Origin of the sequence: uncultured Bacteroides sp. (assembly GCF_958445495.1) — a bacterium.
Taxonomy (GTDB): Bacteria; Bacteroidota; Bacteroidia; order Bacteroidales; family Bacteroidaceae; genus Bacteroides.
Window position 1 is genome coordinate 1 of record NZ_CAUCSQ010000009.1, and the last position, 18,985, is coordinate 18,985.

The 18,985-nt window shown below is 33.9% G+C and carries 17 protein-coding genes; all 17 read left to right on the forward strand.

Annotation, left to right across the window (positions count from 1 at the left end):
- Nucleotides 1-143: 143 nt before the first annotated feature.
- The 17 genes from Q5076_RS04710 to Q5076_RS04790 all read left to right on the forward strand — a co-directional run bounded on the left by Q5076_RS04710 (nucleotide 144) and on the right by Q5076_RS04790 (nucleotide 18,941).
- Nucleotides 144-1,355: an NAD-dependent epimerase/dehydratase family protein gene (locus Q5076_RS04710; protein WP_303011240.1), complete on the forward strand. Its 1,212-nt coding sequence runs from the start codon at nucleotides 144-146 to the stop codon at nucleotides 1,353-1,355.
- Nucleotides 1,356-1,367: 12 nt separating this feature from the next.
- The gene (wecB, locus tag Q5076_RS04715; RefSeq protein WP_303011241.1) at nucleotides 1,368-2,558 is read left to right on the forward strand and encodes a non-hydrolyzing UDP-N-acetylglucosamine 2-epimerase; all 1,191 of its coding nucleotides are present in this window, start codon (nucleotides 1,368-1,370) and stop codon (nucleotides 2,556-2,558) included.
- A gap of 34 nt (nucleotides 2,559-2,592) precedes the next feature.
- A complete protein-coding gene (locus tag Q5076_RS04720) occupies nucleotides 2,593-3,642 on the forward strand; it encodes a polysaccharide biosynthesis protein (RefSeq protein WP_303011243.1) in 1,050 nt (349 codons plus the stop codon).
- Nucleotides 3,643-3,775: 133 nt separating this feature from the next.
- The gene (locus Q5076_RS04725) at nucleotides 3,776-5,323 is read left to right on the forward strand and encodes a lipopolysaccharide biosynthesis protein (protein ID WP_303011244.1); all 1,548 of its coding nucleotides are present in this window, start codon (nucleotides 3,776-3,778) and stop codon (nucleotides 5,321-5,323) included.
- A gap of 60 nt (nucleotides 5,324-5,383) precedes the next feature.
- Nucleotides 5,384-6,508, forward strand: a complete 1,125-nt coding sequence (locus Q5076_RS04730) for a Coenzyme F420 hydrogenase/dehydrogenase, beta subunit C-terminal domain (protein WP_303011246.1) — start codon at nucleotides 5,384-5,386, stop codon at nucleotides 6,506-6,508.
- 1 nt (nucleotide 6,509) lies between these two features.
- Nucleotides 6,510-7,580: a polysaccharide pyruvyl transferase family protein gene (locus Q5076_RS04735; RefSeq protein ID WP_303011248.1), complete on the forward strand. Its 1,071-nt coding sequence runs from the start codon at nucleotides 6,510-6,512 to the stop codon at nucleotides 7,578-7,580.
- Entirely contained in the window at nucleotides 7,577-8,794 is a 1,218-nt protein-coding gene (locus tag Q5076_RS04740; protein WP_303011249.1) for a glycosyltransferase family 4 protein, read from the forward strand. The genes Q5076_RS04735 and Q5076_RS04740 overlap by 4 nt, the downstream gene beginning before the upstream one ends.
- Entirely contained in the window at nucleotides 8,795-9,883 is a 1,089-nt protein-coding gene (locus tag Q5076_RS04745; RefSeq protein WP_303011251.1) for an EpsG family protein, read from the forward strand. It begins immediately after the preceding gene.
- A 9-nt stretch (nucleotides 9,884-9,892) separates the two neighbouring features.
- Entirely contained in the window at nucleotides 9,893-10,573 is a 681-nt protein-coding gene (locus Q5076_RS04750; protein WP_303011252.1) for a hypothetical protein, read from the forward strand.
- Nucleotides 10,552-11,511, forward strand: a complete 960-nt coding sequence (locus tag Q5076_RS04755) for an acyltransferase family protein (RefSeq protein WP_303011253.1) — start codon at nucleotides 10,552-10,554, stop codon at nucleotides 11,509-11,511. The genes Q5076_RS04750 and Q5076_RS04755 overlap by 22 nt, the downstream gene beginning before the upstream one ends.
- A 4-nt stretch (nucleotides 11,512-11,515) precedes the next feature.
- On the forward strand, nucleotides 11,516-12,709 hold the full coding sequence (locus tag Q5076_RS04760; RefSeq protein ID WP_303011255.1) for a glycosyltransferase: 1,194 nt from the start codon (nucleotides 11,516-11,518) through the stop codon (nucleotides 12,707-12,709).
- A gap of 7 nt (nucleotides 12,710-12,716) precedes the next feature.
- A complete protein-coding gene (locus tag Q5076_RS04765; protein WP_303011257.1) occupies nucleotides 12,717-13,856 on the forward strand; it encodes a glycosyltransferase in 1,140 nt (379 codons plus the stop codon).
- 8 nt (nucleotides 13,857-13,864) lie between these two features.
- Nucleotides 13,865-15,085: a glycosyltransferase gene (locus tag Q5076_RS04770; protein WP_303011258.1), complete on the forward strand. Its 1,221-nt coding sequence runs from the start codon at nucleotides 13,865-13,867 to the stop codon at nucleotides 15,083-15,085.
- Nucleotides 15,082-16,302 carry a glycosyltransferase family 4 protein gene (locus tag Q5076_RS04775; protein WP_303011259.1) on the forward strand — a complete coding sequence of 407 codons (1,221 nt, stop codon included), beginning with the start codon at nucleotides 15,082-15,084 and terminating at the stop codon, nucleotides 16,300-16,302. The genes Q5076_RS04770 and Q5076_RS04775 overlap by 4 nt, the downstream gene beginning before the upstream one ends.
- A 3-nt stretch (nucleotides 16,303-16,305) precedes the next feature.
- Entirely contained in the window at nucleotides 16,306-16,923 is a 618-nt protein-coding gene (locus tag Q5076_RS04780; RefSeq protein ID WP_303011381.1) for a sugar transferase, read from the forward strand.
- Between the two features lie 18 nt (nucleotides 16,924-16,941).
- Nucleotides 16,942-18,012 carry a hypothetical protein gene (locus Q5076_RS04785; protein ID WP_303011260.1) on the forward strand — a complete coding sequence of 357 codons (1,071 nt, stop codon included), beginning with the start codon at nucleotides 16,942-16,944 and terminating at the stop codon, nucleotides 18,010-18,012.
- On the forward strand, nucleotides 18,009-18,941 hold the full coding sequence (locus Q5076_RS04790; protein ID WP_303011261.1) for an acyltransferase: 933 nt from the start codon (nucleotides 18,009-18,011) through the stop codon (nucleotides 18,939-18,941). Before Q5076_RS04785 ends, Q5076_RS04790 begins: the two co-directional genes overlap by 4 nt.
- The last annotated feature ends 44 nt before the right edge of the window (nucleotides 18,942-18,985 follow it).

Here is an 18,985-nt window from a genome sequence, read left to right on the forward strand (position 1 = left end):
GGAAATACGGTTATTACTACGGTTACGGTAAATACGGTAAATACTATGGTTATGGGAAACACTATGGCTATGGTTACGGTTATGGCTATGGGCAGAAAGGGCAATAAGAAACTAATTTAAATATAATCAAAAAATAAAATTCAATGAAGATTCTTGTCACGGGAGCAAAGGGATTTGTAGGGAAAAATCTTTGTATCCAACTTAATAACATTAAGGAGGGCAAAGCAAAAAACTTCGGTAATTTTATTATCGATGAAGTTTTTGAATACGATATAGACTCAACCTCGGAGGAGTTAGAAAAATTTTGTAGGGAAGCAGATTTTGTTTTCAATCTTGCAGGAGTCAACCGCCCGCAGAATACGGAAGAATTTATGCAAGGTAATTTTGGGTTTGCTAATACATTGCTTGATACCCTTAAAAGATATAAAAATAACTGCCCTGTCATGATTAGTTCTTCCATCCAAGCAACTCTTGCAGGACGTTTTGGTACATCCGATTATGGCAAGAGTAAAAAAGCTGGTGAAGAATTGATGTTTGAATATGGGAAAGAAACAGGGGCCCCCGTATTAGTTTATCGTTTTCCAAATCTTTTTGGTAAATGGTGTAAACCTAACTATAATTCTGCTATAGCAACTTTCTGCAACAATATAGCCAATGATTTTCCTATTCAGATTAACGATCGTTCTGTAGAGCTGGAACTTCTTTATATAGATGACCTTGTTGATGAAATGGTAGAGGCTCTGAAAGGTAATAGCCATAAGTGTGAATATGAAGGGATGGAAGTTGTACCGGTAAAAGACGGTCGCTATTGTTATGTGCCGACAACTCATAAAGCTACTCTCGGTGAAATCGTTGACCTTATCTATCGTTTTGCGGAACAACCCAAAACTCTGATGATTCCTGAGATTCCTGCAAATAGTTTTGCAAAGAAGCTCTATAGTACTTATCTCAGTTATCTGCCTAAAGAAAAAATTGCTTATGATCTTAAAATGAATGTAGACCAACGTGGGTCATTCACTGAACTAGTCCATACTTTGAATTGCGGTCAAATATCAATTAACATATCCAAGCCAGGAATTACCAAAGGTCAGCATTGGCATAATACAAAGTGGGAATTATTTATAGTTGTTGCAGGTCATGGACTTATTCAACTTCGTAAGGAAGGTACACCTGATACGGAAATATTAAATTTTGAAGTGAGTGGTGAGAAGATTCAAGCAGTTCATATGTTGCCTGGTTACACTCACAATATTATCAATTTAAGTGATACCCAGGATTTAGTTACGGTAATGTATTGTAACGAAATCTTTGATCCCAATAAACCTGACACCTATTTTGATCCTGTACAAAAATAAATCAATTATATAATGGAAAAGACTTCTCGGTTTGATTATTCAGATGTAAAATTTAAAGACAATGGTAAGCTCAAGCTAATTATTGTTGTAGGTACACGTCCTGAGATTATTCGCCTTGCAGCAGTTATCAGTAAATGCCGTAAATATTTTGATGTAATCTTGGCTCATACGGGACAGAATTATGACTACAACCTTAATGGCATTTTCTTCAAAGATTTAAAGCTCGCAGAACCGGAGGTCTATATGGATGCTGTGGGTGATGACCTTGGCGCAACTTGTGGTAATATTATCAACTGTTCATATAAACTCTTTGTTCAGACTAAACCGGATGCGGTATTGGTACTTGGTGATACAAATTCATGTCTTTCCGTTATAGGAGCAAAACGCCTGCATATTCCTATCTTCCACATGGAGGCAGGGAATCGTTGTAAAGACGAATGTTTGCCTGAGGAGACGAACCGCCGGATTGTAGATATTATCTCCGATGTGAATATGGCCTATTCAGAACATGCGCGTCGTTACCTAGCTGATTGTGGTTTGCCGAAGGAACGCACCTATGTTACCGGTTCTCCAATGGCAGAGGTACTCCACAACAATCTTTCAGAGATTGAAGCAAGCGATATTCATCAGCGTCTTGGTCTTGAGAAAAGGAAATATATTCTTCTCTCTGCCCACCGTGAGGAAAATATTGATACAGAAAAGAATTTTATGTCTCTTTTCAATGCAATCAACAAAATGGCTGAGAAATATAATATGCCAATCCTTTATTCATGTCATCCGCGTTCTCGTAACCGTCTTTCTGCAAGCGGTTTCGAACTTGACAAACGTGTTATTCAACACGAACCGTTGGGTTTTCATGATTACAATTGTCTTCAGATGAATGCTTTTGCAGTAGTCTCTGATTCAGGTACGCTTCCTGAGGAAAGTAGTTTCTTCACGAGTGTAGGTCATCCTTTTCCTGCCGTATGCATACGTACGTCAACAGAACGTCCTGAAGCAATTGACAAAGCAGACTTTATTATTGCAGGCATTGATGAGAAATCACTCCTTCAGGCTGTAGACACAGCAGTAGAACTCTGGAAGGATGGTCAACATGGAATTCCTGTCCCTGACTACATAGACGAGAACGTATCTACTAAAGTAGTGAAAATTATTCAGAGTTATGTTAGCATTGTGAATAAGATGGTTTGGAGAAAATTCTAAAAGATAAGTGTAACATTTTAAATAGTATAGAATAATGAGTATTTTCGCAGGTAAAACTTTGATGATTACTGGTGGTACTGGTTCATTTGGTAATGCTGTATTGAACCGTTTCCTCCGTACTGACATTGCCGAAATTCGTATTTTCTCACGTGACGAGAAGAAACAGGATGATATGCGTCACGAGTATCAAGTTAAGTATCCCGATGTTGCGCATAAGATTAAGTTTTTTATTGGTGATGTTCGTAATTTACAGTCGTGCAAGAATGCCATGCCAGGTGTTGACTATATTTTTCATGCTGCAGCATTGAAGCAGGTACCATCATGTGAATTTTTCCCAATGGAAGCAGTTAAGACAAATGTCATTGGTACGGACAATGTCCTTACTGCGGCGATTGAAGCTGGTGTAGGTGCAGTTATTTGTCTTTCTACAGATAAAGCTGCTTATCCAATTAATGCGATGGGAATAACAAAGGCTGTAGAAGAAAAGGTTGCGGTAGCTAAGTCTCGTTATAGTGGTAATACGAAGATTTGTTGTACTCGTTATGGGAATGTGATGTGTAGTCGTGGTTCAGTAATTCCACTTTGGATTGATCAAATTCGTAATGGTAACCCTATAACACTCACCGAACCAAAGATGACTCGTTTTATCATGTCTCTCGAAGAAGCTATAGATCTTGTTCTTTTTGCATTTGAACATGGACAAAACGGTGATATCCTTGTTCAGAAGGCTCCTGCATGTACTATCCAGACTCAAGCGGAGGCTGTTTGTGAACTTTTTGGAGGGAAGAAAGAAGATATTAAAGTTATTGGCATTCGACATGGAGAAAAAATATATGAAACCCTTCTTACTAAAGAGGAATGCGCAAAAGCCGAAGATATGGGTAATTTTTACCGTGTACCTGCTGATAACCGTGGTTTAAATTACGATAAATTTTTCAAGGAAGGTGATACCAAGCACGCTGAAATCGAAGAATTTAACTCAGATAATACCTATCGTCTAAATTTACAGGAGACAAAGGAAAAAATTGCTAGTCTTGAGTATATTCAGAAAGAACTTGCTGGTATTGGTAATTTTGTACAATAATATATAGTAAGAAGCTGGTAGGACAAGTTGAATCGGAAAATTGTGGTTCGAATTTCCTATCAGTCTTATATTGTATTGAATACTCTGTATTCCTTGGAAGGCATTCTGTTTTTCTATTTTAAATACTTAATTAATGTCCGAATTAAAAAATAAAGTGTCTGCCAATAATCAGAGAATAGCTAAGAATACCATTTTGTTGTATTTTAGAATGATACTGTTGATGGCAGTGTCGTTATACACAAGTCGTGTTGTTCTTAGTACTTTGGGTATAGAAGACTACGGTGTTTATAATGTTGTTGGTGGTTTTATTGGAATGTTTGCATTTCTCAATGGAGCGATGGGTGGATGTACTCAAAGATATATTACATTTGCTTTAGGGAAAGGAGATGAATATGAACTTAAAAAAATATTTTCAACGACTTTAATTACGCATGCGATGATTGCCCTACTTGTTTTTGTACTTGCAGAAACGGTAGGTTTGTGGTTTGTTTTAGAGAAGTTGGTTATACCGCCAGACAGGTCAATTGCTGCTATGATAGTTTATCAGTGTTCTGTTGTATCAGCGTTGATAATGATAATGAGTTTTCCATATAATGCAGATATTATAGCACATGAACGAATGTCTGCATTTGCATACATATCTATAATTGAGGCATTTTTGAAATTAGTAATTGTGTTTGTTTTACCTTTAGGTGGTATAGATAAATTAATTTTATATGCAGTTCTTCTTCTTATAATACAATTAGGGATACGTAGTATTTATACGTGGTATTGCAAAAAACATTTTATTGAAGCTCATTTTACTTGGTCTTTTGAAAAGTCACTTATCAAGGAAATCCTTGCATTTTCAGGTTGGAATTTGTGGGGAGGACTTGCAGCGACATTGTTTGGGCAAGGTATTAATATTTTATTGAATATCTTTTTCGGTCCTGCTGTGAATGCAGCACGTGGTATTGCTGTTCAAGTACAAAGTGCTGTCCAGCAATTTTCTATCAATTTTCAAATGGCGTTAAATCCGCAGATAACAAAAAACTATGCAACAGGAGATATCAATACAATGCATATTCTTATTTTCAGATGTGCTAAATTTACTTTCATGCTTCTGCTTTGTATGATACTTCCTATCTCTATGGAAATTGATTTTATACTATCAATATGGCTGGTAAATGTCCCCGACTATACATGTTCTTTTGTCATCCTTATGTTGGCTATTTGCACTATAGATGCGGTTTCGAACCCTTTTATGATTGCGTCTGCAGCTACTGGACACGTGAGGATATATCAATTTGCCGTTGGTTTAATCTTGATATTAATTGTACCAACAGCATATTTAGTTCTTAAACTAGGGGGAGCACCTCTTGCAGTTTTTATCGTACATTTATGTTTTGGAGTAGCTGCATTTATAGCACGTTTATTTATAGTTAGACCTCTAATACGTATGTCTATACGAGAATATATAGTTCGTGTAATAATTCCTTGTTGTATGGTCTTACTAATATCGTTGATAATCTCTTATTCGTTAAAAATAGTAATGTCAGAAACAGATATCAATTCAGTCATAAAGATTGTGAGCTCCGGGATAATTGTTCTTTTATCGTCCTATTTGTTTGGTTTGACAAAAGGTGAAAAAGCTTTTGTTACACACAAGATATTACAGTATTTACATTTAAAAAATACATAGATATATCTTTTTAGTTCATATATTTATAATCTTTGCTTTGGTGGTAGTATATCTTGGCTTATGATTCAGATCGTAGACAAATATGACTGCTGTGGATGTTCAGCATGTGTACAAGTATGTCCAAAACAGTGTATATCTTTCGACGAAGATGAACAAGGATTTCGTTATCCTTTCATTAATAGAGATTTCTGTATAGATTGTACTTTTTGCGAAAAAGTGTGTCCTGTACTTAATCAAGGGGAATTTCGTGAACCTTTTAAGGTCTATGCAGCTATCAATCCGAATGAAGAAATCCGGATGAAGAGTTCTTCTGGAGGTATTTTTACAATGATTGCTGAAGATATAATAGATGATGGAGGTGTTGTTTTCGGTGCTCGTTTTGATAAGAATTGGGAAGTGATTCATGATTATGTTGAGACTAAAGAAAAACTAGATTGTTTTCGGGGGTCCAAGTATATTCAAAGTAGAATCGGGGAAACCTATAAACAAGTACGCGAGTTTCTGAAAATAGGTCGTAAAGTGCTCTTTTCCGGAACATCTTGTCAGATTACAGGGTTAAAACTATTTCTTCATAAAGAATATGATAACCTGTTGACTATTGATGTCGTTTGTCATGGTGTTCCAAGTCCTAAAATTTGGAGAGAATATCTTTCCACTGTAGTTTCAAATATGTCAATTGACGATATATGTTTAAAAGATAAAAATACTGGTTGGAGAGACTACTCTTTTACCATTTTAGGTGAAGGACAAAATATTATTACCTCGGAGAAGGCATCGAAGAATAAATATATGATGGCTTTTACTCGCAATCTTACCTTGCGCCCTTCATGTTTTCGATGTCCGTCAAAAAATGGAAAAGCCTTGAGTGATATTACTCTTGCAGATTTTTGGGGAGTTGAATATTTTGTTCCTCAAATGGATGATGATAAAGGGACGAGTCTTGTCTGCTTGAATACAAAAAAAGGAGAATTAGCGATAAAAAGCATACCATTTAGATATGAAAGTGTAGATTATGAGCTTTGTAAGATTTACAACTCATGTATATATAAAAGTACAGACGAACCTGCTCAAAGAGTTAGGTTTTGGAGGTTATATTTAAAACATGGGATTAAGGTGTTATTTTCACAAAAACAAAATCCCTATTCATTATACAAAAGAATACTAAATCGATTATTACATAAATAGTATGAGAATAGGTATATTAACCTTCCATTGGGCTACGAATTATGGTGCAGTTCTTCAGTCGTATGCTTTGCAAACATATTTAGAGAAAAAAGGATATGCTGTCGATATTATTAATTACCAGCCTAAAAAGTATGATAATACAATAAAAAGAAGATTTCGAACTTTACGCTCCTTCTTGCATTTTTGTTTTAATTTCAGAAAGGAACTTTTGGATATTAAAAAAGAGTGTGCTCTAAAGCAGTTTAGGATGAAATATTTAAATCTGACACCTCGTTTTTATACCCAAGAGGAACTTGTACAGAGCGCTAATGACTATGATATATTAATAAGCGGTAGTGATCAGGTTTTGAATCCCGCATATGTATTATATGGTGAAAAAGGAATCACCTCTACATATTTTTTGAACTATGCTACACATCCTAAGAAGATTGGATATGCTGTTAGTTTTGGTTGTATAACCTATCCATCAGATGCATTGACATTTGCAGAAAAATGGATACAATCTTTTGATAAAATAGGTGTGCGTGAGTCCACAGGTATAGATATATTGGGGCAATTGCATTTCATGAAAGAATATCAGGTTGTACCAGATCCAACGGTCCTTCTTGGTTCCAAAATGTTTGAAAAATTAAGTCTAAAGATTATTAATAAAAAACAGACATATGTTTATATGCTTCATGACCGTAAAGTTGTTACAGGATATCAACCTGTAAATAATGAGCCTATAGTATATGCGGAATATAACTCTGATGATATTAGTATGGAGAAGTGGCTAGAATCTATAGCATCTTCATCCCATTTTATTACAAATTCATATCATGGCATGATAATGGCTTTGTTGTTTCATGTACCATTTGTTGTTTTGTTAGAATCAGGAAAGGCGATGGGAATGAATGATAGATTTACAACTTTGCTTTCTAGGTTAGATTTAAGTAACCGTATTTCGGAGAATACGGTTGAACATATCACCAAGACTTTCGAATATGGTATAGATTGGTTGACAGTAGATCAATTTATGTTTGAATACAGGAAGGTTGGGGAAAATTTTTTGAAGTTTAATCTGAATCTATGAAAGCAATTTGGTTTAGTAATGTTGACATTGCAGTTGATACTATGTCAGGTAGTGGAACATGGGTAATGGCGATGGCTAATGCTTTATGTGAATATTATCATAACATTGAGATTATGAATATTTCAATGTCACATACAGATAGTGTGTCGCAGAAATTTAATGGGAGGATACGACAGATAAAGGTTAACAAATCGGTCGTTGATAATAGCCTTATTAAGTTTGTCAAAGATAAAATAACGGAGTTTCAGCCAGATATTATTCATGTATGGGGTACAGAATCAAAATGGAGTTTGTTTCCTTTTGAAGATATTGGCATACCTCTTATTGTTGATATGCAGGGCGTTGTATTTTCTGTCTATGATAATTTTTATGGTGGATTGACTATAAGAGAGATATTAAAATGTTTTGGATTGAAAGAATTTATAAGACCTGCTTCCTCATTGCTTATGAACCGACATATTTATAAGAAGCGTTGTAGAAATGAATTTGATGTAATCCAGAAATTGAAGTATGTTTCTGTACAGTCAAAATGGGTGGAAGGATATATTAAAGCTCTCAATCCCAATAGCAAAATCTTTCATACAAATATAGTGCTAAGGCCTGAATTTTATAAGGCTGAGAAATGGAAATATAGTAACAATTGTACTATCTTTTCTACAGCTACTATGGTAACACCTTTGAAAGGGCTCCATGTGCTACTTAAAGCTTTATATATAGTAAAAAAATATTATCCAGAAGTACAATTACGTTTAGCAGGAACTATACAAACTGGTCTAAGAACTGGGGGATATGCTAAGTTATTGTTTGGGTATATTGAGAAGTATAAACTTTCTAAAAATATTGTTTTTCTAGGAAACTTAGAAACTGCTGCATTAATTCATGAATATCAGAATGCATCTCTTTTGGTCAACCCTTCGTCTATAGAATCGTATAGTTTAGTGGTTGCAGAAGCTATGTATATAGGAACACCAACTGTAGCATCTTTTGTGGGAGGTATGGCAAATTTGGGTATAGATAATGAGAATATTTTATATTTTCCTAAAGAAGACTATATTACATGTGCAAATCGGATAACTTCAGTATTAAGTTCTGTTGAATTATCCACTTATTTATCGGTATCATCTATTAGATATTCGCAAGAACGATGTGATAAAATAAATATTGTTTCAACTCAATATGAAATTTATAGTGATGTTATTAAAGGATGTAAATAAATGATATACACAATCATATTTTATATATTAATTGCAGTAATCACTTTCGGAGGAAAAAATAGTGCATTGAAATGGTCATGTGTAATCTTGGCAATCTATTGCGGATTGCGTTATGATTATATGCCAGATTATATGCACTATTATAATGCTTTTGAGGAGTTTGCAAATGCAAATTATATTTATGATTCTGATTATAGCCATTACGAATATGGATGGTATTTGTTGAACAGATTATTTTCTCCTATGGGTTTTTTTACTTTTGTCTTTATCTGTTCATCTGTTTTTGCGTATGGAGTATTTTGTTTAATAGACTGTTTTAATATAGACAAGAAATTACTTCCAATAGTTCTCATTGGATATTGTGTTTCACCATCTGTTGCTGTATTATGTTCTGCTCAAAGACAGTTTGTTGTTGCAAGTATCTTTATGATTGCCTATAAGTTTTTATTGCATGATAATATTGGTAACATAAGTGCTTTATATTCAAAAAAATATTTTTTGTACTATGGAGTAATTTTGATATGTTCCACTTTACATTCTAGTGCTGTATTTTTGTTAATAATACCATTTATAGGCTTAATACCTCATGGAACAAAAAAATGTATGATGGTTTCTATTATGCTATTTTTAGCATTTATAATATTGGGTGAAAGATATTTGCCATTAGTGTTGAACCATTATATTGAAAAAACTGAAACATATGAATATTTGGACCTAGACAAAAGCGATACATCTGCAGGATTTACATATTTGGCTATGTTGAATATTGGATTTCAGGTATTATTTTTTTCTTATGTTCTTTCGATTAAGAATTTATCAAAACAAGAGAAATGTGCTATATTATTGGCATTTCTTTCTTTAATGTTGAATATTTCTATCCATTTTGTTCCACAGTTATATCGAATCTCAATGTATATTAGTCTATTTTCTTTCATATCAATTTCTATATTATATCAAAAGGTTCCTTATAGATATAAAAAAATATATTTATTAGCAATGTGGATATTTACTATATGGACAGCTCTAAAAGTATTTCAACCAGCCCCTTATTCATGGGCAGAATATAAGACGATTTTTAGCATACTCTAATTTGGAAATATGAAGAATAAATTAAAAAGATACATAATAGCTCATGATAATTTTCTCACAAAATTATTGTCTTTTTTGTTTACTATGTTTGGAAGAAATACTATAAAGAGAGGGCGGGGGAACAAAATTTATATTTATGTTAATTATTTAAAAAAAACAAGAATAATAATAAATGGAACAGGAAATACCATACAATTTGGAAAGAATAATCATCTTGTAGGATGTGTTATTATAATAAACGGTAATAATAATACTGTTAAACTTGGAGATAATAATTCTGTTATTAATTGTGAGTTTTGGATTGAAGATGATGGTGGTAGTATAATGTTGGGAAATTCAAATAAGATACTTGGGCGTACTCATTTAGCGGAAACAGAAGGTAAGCGTATAATTCTTGGAGATAATTGTTTGTTTTCAACAAATGTAATTTTCAGAACGGGTGATAGTCATAGTATACTTGACGCAAAGACAGGTGAACGTATAAATCCTGCAAAATCTATTATAATTGGTGACAGAGTATGGTTCGGTAACAATACGACTGTTTTGAAGGGTGCAATAATAGCCAATGATTCGATTGTTGCTACTGGTGCCATTGTTACCAAACATTTTTCAGATTCTAACTTAATTCTTGCAGGTAATCCTGCAGAAGTTGTAAAAAAAGGTATAAAATGGGTAGCAGAAAGAATCTGAACGGAAATAATATGGTAATTTGTAGACGTTTGGAATGGATGGATGTGGCAAAAGGGATAGCTATAATTCTGATGGTGGTGGGACATACAACAATACCTAAATGTATATCTGATTTTATATGGGCATTTTATATGCCTTTATTCTTTATTGCCTCTGGATGGTTAACCAATTGGAACAAAACAACTCCAGGAGACTTTCTTTATAACAAGAGCAAGAATTTGTTATTGCCGTTTATTGGCTATTCTTTGATTGTATTGTGTGTAAAATGCTGTTTTCTTTCCAGAGGGGGAATATCTTATTTGTTGCATTGGTTATATAACGGTTGGGAAGGGTTTGCACTATGGTTTATCCCAGTACTTTTTATATCCTTGATTGTATCAAGGTTGATTATTGGATCGGGTAGTAATCGATTTGTTGTAGGATGTGGTATTTTATTGGCATTGTTAGGAGGATTGTTGAGTTACTATAAAATGTACTTTCCATGGACTTTGAGTAGCGTGCCTTATGCAACAGCATTGGTGATTATAGGTTATTATTCAAAATATTTATCCAGTTATATAGAGAAATATACTTTAAGAGTAATAATAGTTGGTTTTGGGGTAACTTTCATTGTTTCTCATTTTTTTAGGCTTGACATCGCTTTTAATTCTATTACCCCTGTATTTTTATTGACCATAGGAGCCGTTTGTGGCACAGCGATGGTGTTTTCTGTGTCTTCATTGATATGTATGAAAACTAAGTATATAGCAAAAGTTTTTCAAAATGTGGGTCAAGAAACTATGATGATTCTTGGTTTGTCACAGATAATCATTCTTGTTTTGAAAGAATATACGGTATATGGTACAGTTATGCGTTATGTTATGCTAATTGTGGTTTTAATCGTATTCAAATTTATAAAGGATATTCTAAATAATTGGATTGGTACTAAAATATTATAGATTTATGGCTGTACTTTTCATCTCTCCTTTGTGTCCGGACAGGCCAGAATATCACACAAAGGCGCTTAATAGGTCTGGTAACAATGTACTTCTTGGTATTGCTAATCATCTTTATGATGTGTTGGGTAATAATGTGGAGTTTTTATGTACTCCTTGTATGCCTTCGTATCCCAACGGAAAATTTTGGATTAAATCACAAAGAGATACATTAGATAATGGAGCAAAATTACAGTTCTTATCAACATTGAATCTTAAAATTGTTAAATCTAAATTTTGGGCAGTTCAAAGTAAGATTTATATTAAGAAATGGGCAAGACGTCATGTAAATGAGGAACGTAAAGTACTAATATATAACACATATCATCCATCTGTAGAAGATATTTACGAAGCATGCCAAGATACCCATAGCGAATTATATGCTATTCTCTATGATTTGGGTATGCCTCCCAAAAGATTAGGACTAAGTAAATTGACTATGCTGGGATATAAGATGGCTGAGAAGCAGGCATTTATGTATATTCCTAAATTAAATGGAAGAATTGTGATTAATGAAAATATTGCTAAAGACTATGCTCCAGGAAAAGATTTTCTATTGGTTGATGGTGGTATTAACCAGTATGTAGCAAAAATGCTCTTCCCGTTAAGAGAAAGTACGAACCAAAGACTTGTTTGTGTATGTGCTGGAATGCTATGGGATCAGAATGGTACTAGATTGATATTGGAAACATTAAAACAAAACCCGGATTTAGGTATAATTGTACAATTTGCGGGCAAAGGTATAGATGTTCCCCTTATAAAAAAAGCTGCGAAAGTTGACAGCAGAATACAATATTTAGGAATGCTTACGCTCGATAAGCTCTTTAAAGTATATGAACAAGCGGATGTTTTGTTTAATCTTAGATTAGAAGAAGAGGTTGATTATCATTTCCCAAGTAAACTGCTTGAGTGCCTTGCTACGGGAAGACATGTTATATCAACTCCAGTTGCACATACTGAAAGAGATTATGGACAGTATGTGTCCATACTTAGAGATTGGACAACAGTCGAGCTTGCCAAACTTCTGCATAATGTCGCAACCAGAGAAAAGTCCGACTTGTATAAAAATGGAATAAAAGCGAGAGAGTTTATGTTGCAGAATCGTAATTGGAATGTTCAGACTGACAAAATTTTAGATTACATGAAAATTAGTAGAAAGTAATAATTCCATGAGATTAGTTTTCTATTCAATTATACTCAATCATCATCAAGTTTGTGTAGCTGATGAGTTCTACCGAATTCTTGGTAAGGATTATATTTTTGTAGAGTTAACCAAATGTAATCAGAATAAAGGAGCCACAGAAGATTTCTCTATGCGTCCCTATTTGATTCAAGCATGGAAGTCAACAGATAATTATGATAAAGCTATGCAATTGGTAAGGATAGCAGAGGTGTGTGTGTTTAGTGGATATGAATCATTACCATTCCAGAAAATCCGTATGAAGTTAGGGTTACTTTCTTTTGATATGGGTGAGAGATGGTTAAAGAAAGGGGTGATTAATTTAGTATCTCCTCGTATATTAAAAATGTTTCTTGCTTATCATATTGGCGGATGGAAGAATAAAACAATTTATAAGTTATGTTGTAGTGCATTTGCGAGGCAGGATATGAATTTTCTTGGCATGTATAAGGAGAAATGTTATAAGTGGGGATATTTTACCAATGTAGATAAGGATTTCACTTTCCGACTCTCAAAGCAAGATGTTTCATCTTCAAAAAGTATCTCATTGATGTGGTGTGCAAGATTCCTGAAATGGAAACACCCTGAATTGCCTGTCCTTTTAGCGGCAAAACTTATGGCAAAAGGATATAAATTTACACTTGATATGTATGGTGATGGCATTGAATTTGAGAATATAAAAAAATTAGCAAGAAATCTCTTTGTTGAGGATGTAGTTTCTTTTAAAGGAAGTGTGCCTAATGAACAGGTTATTCAAGCGATGCGTACGCATGATATCTTTCTTTTTACTTCGGACAATAATGAAGGTTGGGGAGCTGTGGCAAATGAGGCTATGAGTAATGGTTGCTGCCTTGTAGGAAGTGACGAAATTGGTTGTGTACCTTATTTGGTGGCAGATAGGAAAAATGGACTCATATTTAAATCTTGTGCTATTGAATCGTTAACAGACAAAGTGATATATCTGATGGATCATCCTGAAGAACTTTATCGGTTCGCAGAAGCAGGTGTGTTTACTATGCAATACGTGTGGAGCCCAGAGTGTGCTGCTATGAACTTATTGAAATTAATAAATAGTTTTCTGAATGGTCAAAAGATAAGTATTATACAAGGACCTTGTAGTATAGCTTAAAAACAATCATGCCGAAACTTTTACAAATAAACGTGACAGCCAATTGGGGAAGTACAGGTCGTATAGCAGAAGAATGTAATAAAATTGCTCAGTCAAAAGGGTGGAAAACATATGTTGCTTATGGGCGTAATAACAACCTTTCTCAATCAGAAATCTATCGTGTAGATAATAAATGGGAAGTGTATGAACACTATATGGAGAATCGTCTGTTTGATAATGAGGGATTGGCTTCACGGTTGGCAACAAAACGTTTGGTAAGAAAAATAAATGAGATTAAACCGGATATCATTCATCTTCATAATATCCATGATCATTATTTGAATTATCGTATTTTGTTCAAGTATTTAAATCAGACAAATATTAAGATTGTATATACTTTTCATGATTTTTGGGCAATTACGGGTGGTTGCGCTCATTTTGTGGGGGTGAACTGTCTGCGTTGGCAAACTGGTTGTTATAATTGTCCTCAAAGGCGTAATCTTATAGATTGTTCAAAGCGTAATTATAAATTAAAACGTAAGTATATCGGAGGTTGTAAGAATATGGTTATTACTGCAGTTTCAGAATGGGTGGGTGTCCATATAAGACAATCATTTCTTAAAGATAAGGATATCCGTATCATCCCGAATGGTATAGATACCAAAATTTTTCAACCGTCAGATGCTTCAAATTTATTGAAATCATTAGCCATTTTGGACCGGATAAAAGACAAGTTTGTCATTATGGGGGTTAGTTCTCAGTGGAGAAGTGCTAGTAAAGGGCTTGATGATTACAAGGCGTTGAGTAAGATATTACAGCCAAATGAAGTGATAGTTCTTGTGGGGATACCTGATGAAGTGATATCAGAATTACCTAAAAACATCATTAGTGTCAAGCGCACTAACAATCAGCAGGAACTAGCAATGCTCTATTCAAGAGCAAATGTCATTACAAGTTTTTCATCAGCAGAGACTTTTGGACTTACCATTGTAGAAGGATATGCTTGTGGTACTCCTGCAGTAGTATATGATAATACAGCGCCTCCGTTTTTGATAACTCCCCAAACAGGTTTTGTTGCCAAGAATCACGATTATAAGGATGCATACGCTAAGATTCTACAGATTAAAGAAAATGGTAAGTCATATTATTATGCCTCCTGTATCAAATTAGCACGTGAGAAATACGATAAAGAAAGGTGCTTTATGGAATATCTAAAGTTATATAATGATTTATTAAAACAGAAAATATGAATATCCTCTTTCTAACAATGTCATCACAAATGTTGGATATTTCTGCTAGTGGCATTTATACAGATTTGGTTCGTAAATTCAGGAATGAGGGACATCAAATTTATATCATTGCCCCTTTTGAAAGACGGACAGGAAGAAAAACAGATTTATCACAAGAGGCAGGAGTACATCTTTTAGGAGTTAAAACATTAAATGTTACGAAAACAAATGTAATAGAGAAGGGTATTGGACAGATATTAATGGAATACCAATTTAATGTAGCTTTAAAGAATTATTTGAGTGATGTTAAGTTTGATTTGATATTATATTCTACTCCACCAATTACTTATACGAGAGTTATAGAATGTGCGAAGAAGAAGAATCCTAATGCGGTTACATATTTGTTATTGAAGGATATTTTTCCTCAGAATGCGATAGATTTAGGAATGCTTACTAAAAGTGGTTTGAAAGGGATTCTTTATAAGTCTTTTCGCAACAAGGAACGTAAACTGTATGCTCTTTCTAATTATATAGGATGTATGAGTCCTGCTAATGTAAAGTATGTGTTGGCACATAATCCTGAAATAAGTGCTAGTATAGTAGAGATAGCCCCTAATAGCTTTGATGAAAAATCTGAAATCTCTATTAGTAATGAAATGAGATGTAAGATAAGAGAAAAGTATAAGCTTCCGTTAGACAAACCCGTTTTGATATATGGTGGTAATCTTGGAAAACCTCAAGGTATCCCTTTTTTAGTAGACTGTTTAGAAGCCAACAGAAACCGACAAGACTGTCATTTTGTTATTGTGGGTAACGGTACTGACTATGAAATAATTAATAATTGGGTAATCAATACGAAACCATTAAATGTGTCATTATTCAAAAGGCTGCCTAAAGAAGAGTATGACTTACTAGCAAATGCATGTGATGTGGGTTTGATATTTTTGGATTATCGTTTTACTATTCCTAATTATCCTTCTCGTTTACTGTCATACTTGATGAATAAACAACCTGTCATTGCAGCCACAGATCCCAATTGTGATACGGGCAGTATCGCTGAGAAAAATGGATATGGATTTTGGTGTCCTAGCAATAATGTAGAGTTTTTTACGGAAACTATAAATAAAATGTTAACTTCTAACATTAAGGCTATGGGAGAAAAGGGATATCAGTTCTATTTGAATAATTATACGATTCAACATACTTATAACGCAATTGTTAAACACATAAAAATGTAAATGATGTATAAATATTTCTTTAAGAGACTGATTGATTTTACAATTGTATTTGTTGTTCTATTATGTATTTGGCCTTTTTTAGCTATAATAACAATTTGGTTACATTTAGCAAATAAGGGTGCCGGTGCATTTTTCTATCAAGAACGTCCTGGAAAAAATGCAAAGATTTTCAAGGTAATTAAATTCAAAAGTATGACAGATGAACGTGATGCCGAAGGTAATTTGTTACCAGACCGTGAACGGTTGACAACGGTCGGAAGATTTATACGCGCTACTAGTTTAGATGAACTTCCACAGTTAATTAATGTGCTGAAAGGAGATATGGCTTTGATTGGGCCACGTCCTTTATTAGTAAAATATCTTCCTTATTATACAGAACGTGAGCGTTTACGTCATACTGTACGTCCGGGAATAAGCGGATGGGCACAAGTTAACGGACGCAATAATATTACTTGGGATGATAAATTAGAATGTGATGTATATTACGTAGAACATATTAGTTTAAGATTTGATATAAAAATCGTTTTACTTACAATCTATAAAGTGTTTAAACGTGAAGGGGTTGTGGCCGACAAGAAAGAAAACTATCTTGATGTGGAACGGAGAAGAAAGAATCATTAAAATATATAATCAATAAATATGAAAATTGTAATTACAGGTGCTTGCGCTGTCTCCGCAAGGAATGTACTTCGTTCGTTGAAAATGAGCGAGAAATTTAAGAATGCAACTTTTATCGGTTGGGATTTGTGTTCAATTCTTTATGGAGTATACTCAAAAGATTTTGACCGTTTATATAAAGTGCCAGAAGTGAATAATCCCATGTACCGTAAAGTTATTTTAGATATTTTAAATCATGAAAAACCTGATGCTGTTATGGTTCTTCCTGAAGTTGAGGTTTTATATTGGGCTAAATATCCGTTTGATATACCTCATATAACTCCTCCTGCAAATTTTTGTGAGTTGGCTATCAGTAAACGTAAATTATTTAATCTGTTAGAAGGAACGGGGCTTGTTCCTGCTAGTGTTGATTTAAGTCGGAAGGATGCTTTTGACGATAACTACAAATTACCTTTGGAATTTCCGATGTGGGTACGTGATGCTTCAGCTGGTACGGCATCTGGTAAAGGTTCGTTTAAAGCGAACAACATCACAGAATTGCGTGCATGGGTAATGATTAATACGGGCATTGACAACTTTCAAATTTCAGAATTTTGTCCTGGTGGAAACTATGGTGTGCTCTGTCTTTTTGAACATGGTAAGTTGTTAAAACTTGCTATTGCAGAACGTTTGGAATATATTATGGCTAAAGTAGCGGTTTCTGGTATTACTGGCAATACAAGTAAGGGACGATTTTTGAATGACGAACATATTAAGCTGCGGGCTTTAGAGGCCATCGATCATGTTTGTAAAGCTACCAAAAGTGTAATGCATGGTGTAGTAGTTGTTGATATGAAGGCAGACACCGATGGGATTGCTAAAGTTACAGAAATTAATATCCGTTACGTGGCTTACAATAATTTACTTGCTAATGCAGGATTTAATCTTGCAGAATATCATTTGTTAACAGCAATGGGGCGAAGTAATGAACTGACTCCTGAAATAGAGATGCAGTTTCCAAAAAATAACTTATGGTTACGTGATGTTGATGCCATACCTGTTTACGTTGAAGAACATTCTGATTTACAAGTAGGTGAATACGTTATGAAATGATGGGTGTTAAAATCGCTAAGAAAGAGAGAAATTGCGCTATAGACGTTGTTAAGTTTATGGCAGTATTTTTGGTACTTAATTCTCATATGGATATATGTTATCCCAAGTATCAATTTTTGGCAACAGGTGGCGCTTTGGGAGATTCACTCTTTTTCTTCGTTTCAGGTTTTGCCCTATTATTTGGTAGTGGCTCAAATTTTTTCGATTGGTATAAGCGAAGAATTGCTCGTATATATCCTACAGTTATTGCAGTTGCGCTGTTAGGAGCTTTGTGTTTCTCTGATAGTTCATCATTTGTAGATGTCATATTGGCTAAGGAATATTGGTTTGTAGGATGTATATTGGTTTACTATGTTCTACTTTACCCTTTAAGAAAAGTAAGAAATGTAATGCAAACTGGTGTTATTTTGTTTGTCTTAACGATAATAGTAACTTTGTTAATATTTGTGTTTGTCTATGATTGTCAGATATCTCCAGTGGAAATGGGAGGGGTAAGATATTCTATATTTTTAGTATTTATGCTATTGGGAGCTATGATGGGATATAAAGCAAAAAGTTATTCTTTTCAATGGTATTATGTCCCTCTTATATTTGTGTTTGCTGGATTGTATTATGCGTGTTTCTACTTGTTTAATCAAACTAAGTGGAGTTTAATTACAATTATCCCATTATTGTTCTTTACGAAATATGTTTATCTGTGTTGTACTGCAAATATTTTTTCTAAGATATATGCTAACGTAATTAGTGGAAACATAGTATTTATTTGTAGCCAATTGTGTCTAGAATCATATTTGATACAAAAATACATGTTTACAGATATGTTAAATTTTTTATTTCCTTTCAATTCTAATTGTAATGATTGCAGTTATTATAGCATCTTATGTGGTAAGAATGATTGCAGTTGTTATTCGTCAGACAATAGATTCTAAACCATATAATTGGACTGAATTGTTTTTGTATAAGAATATAAGAG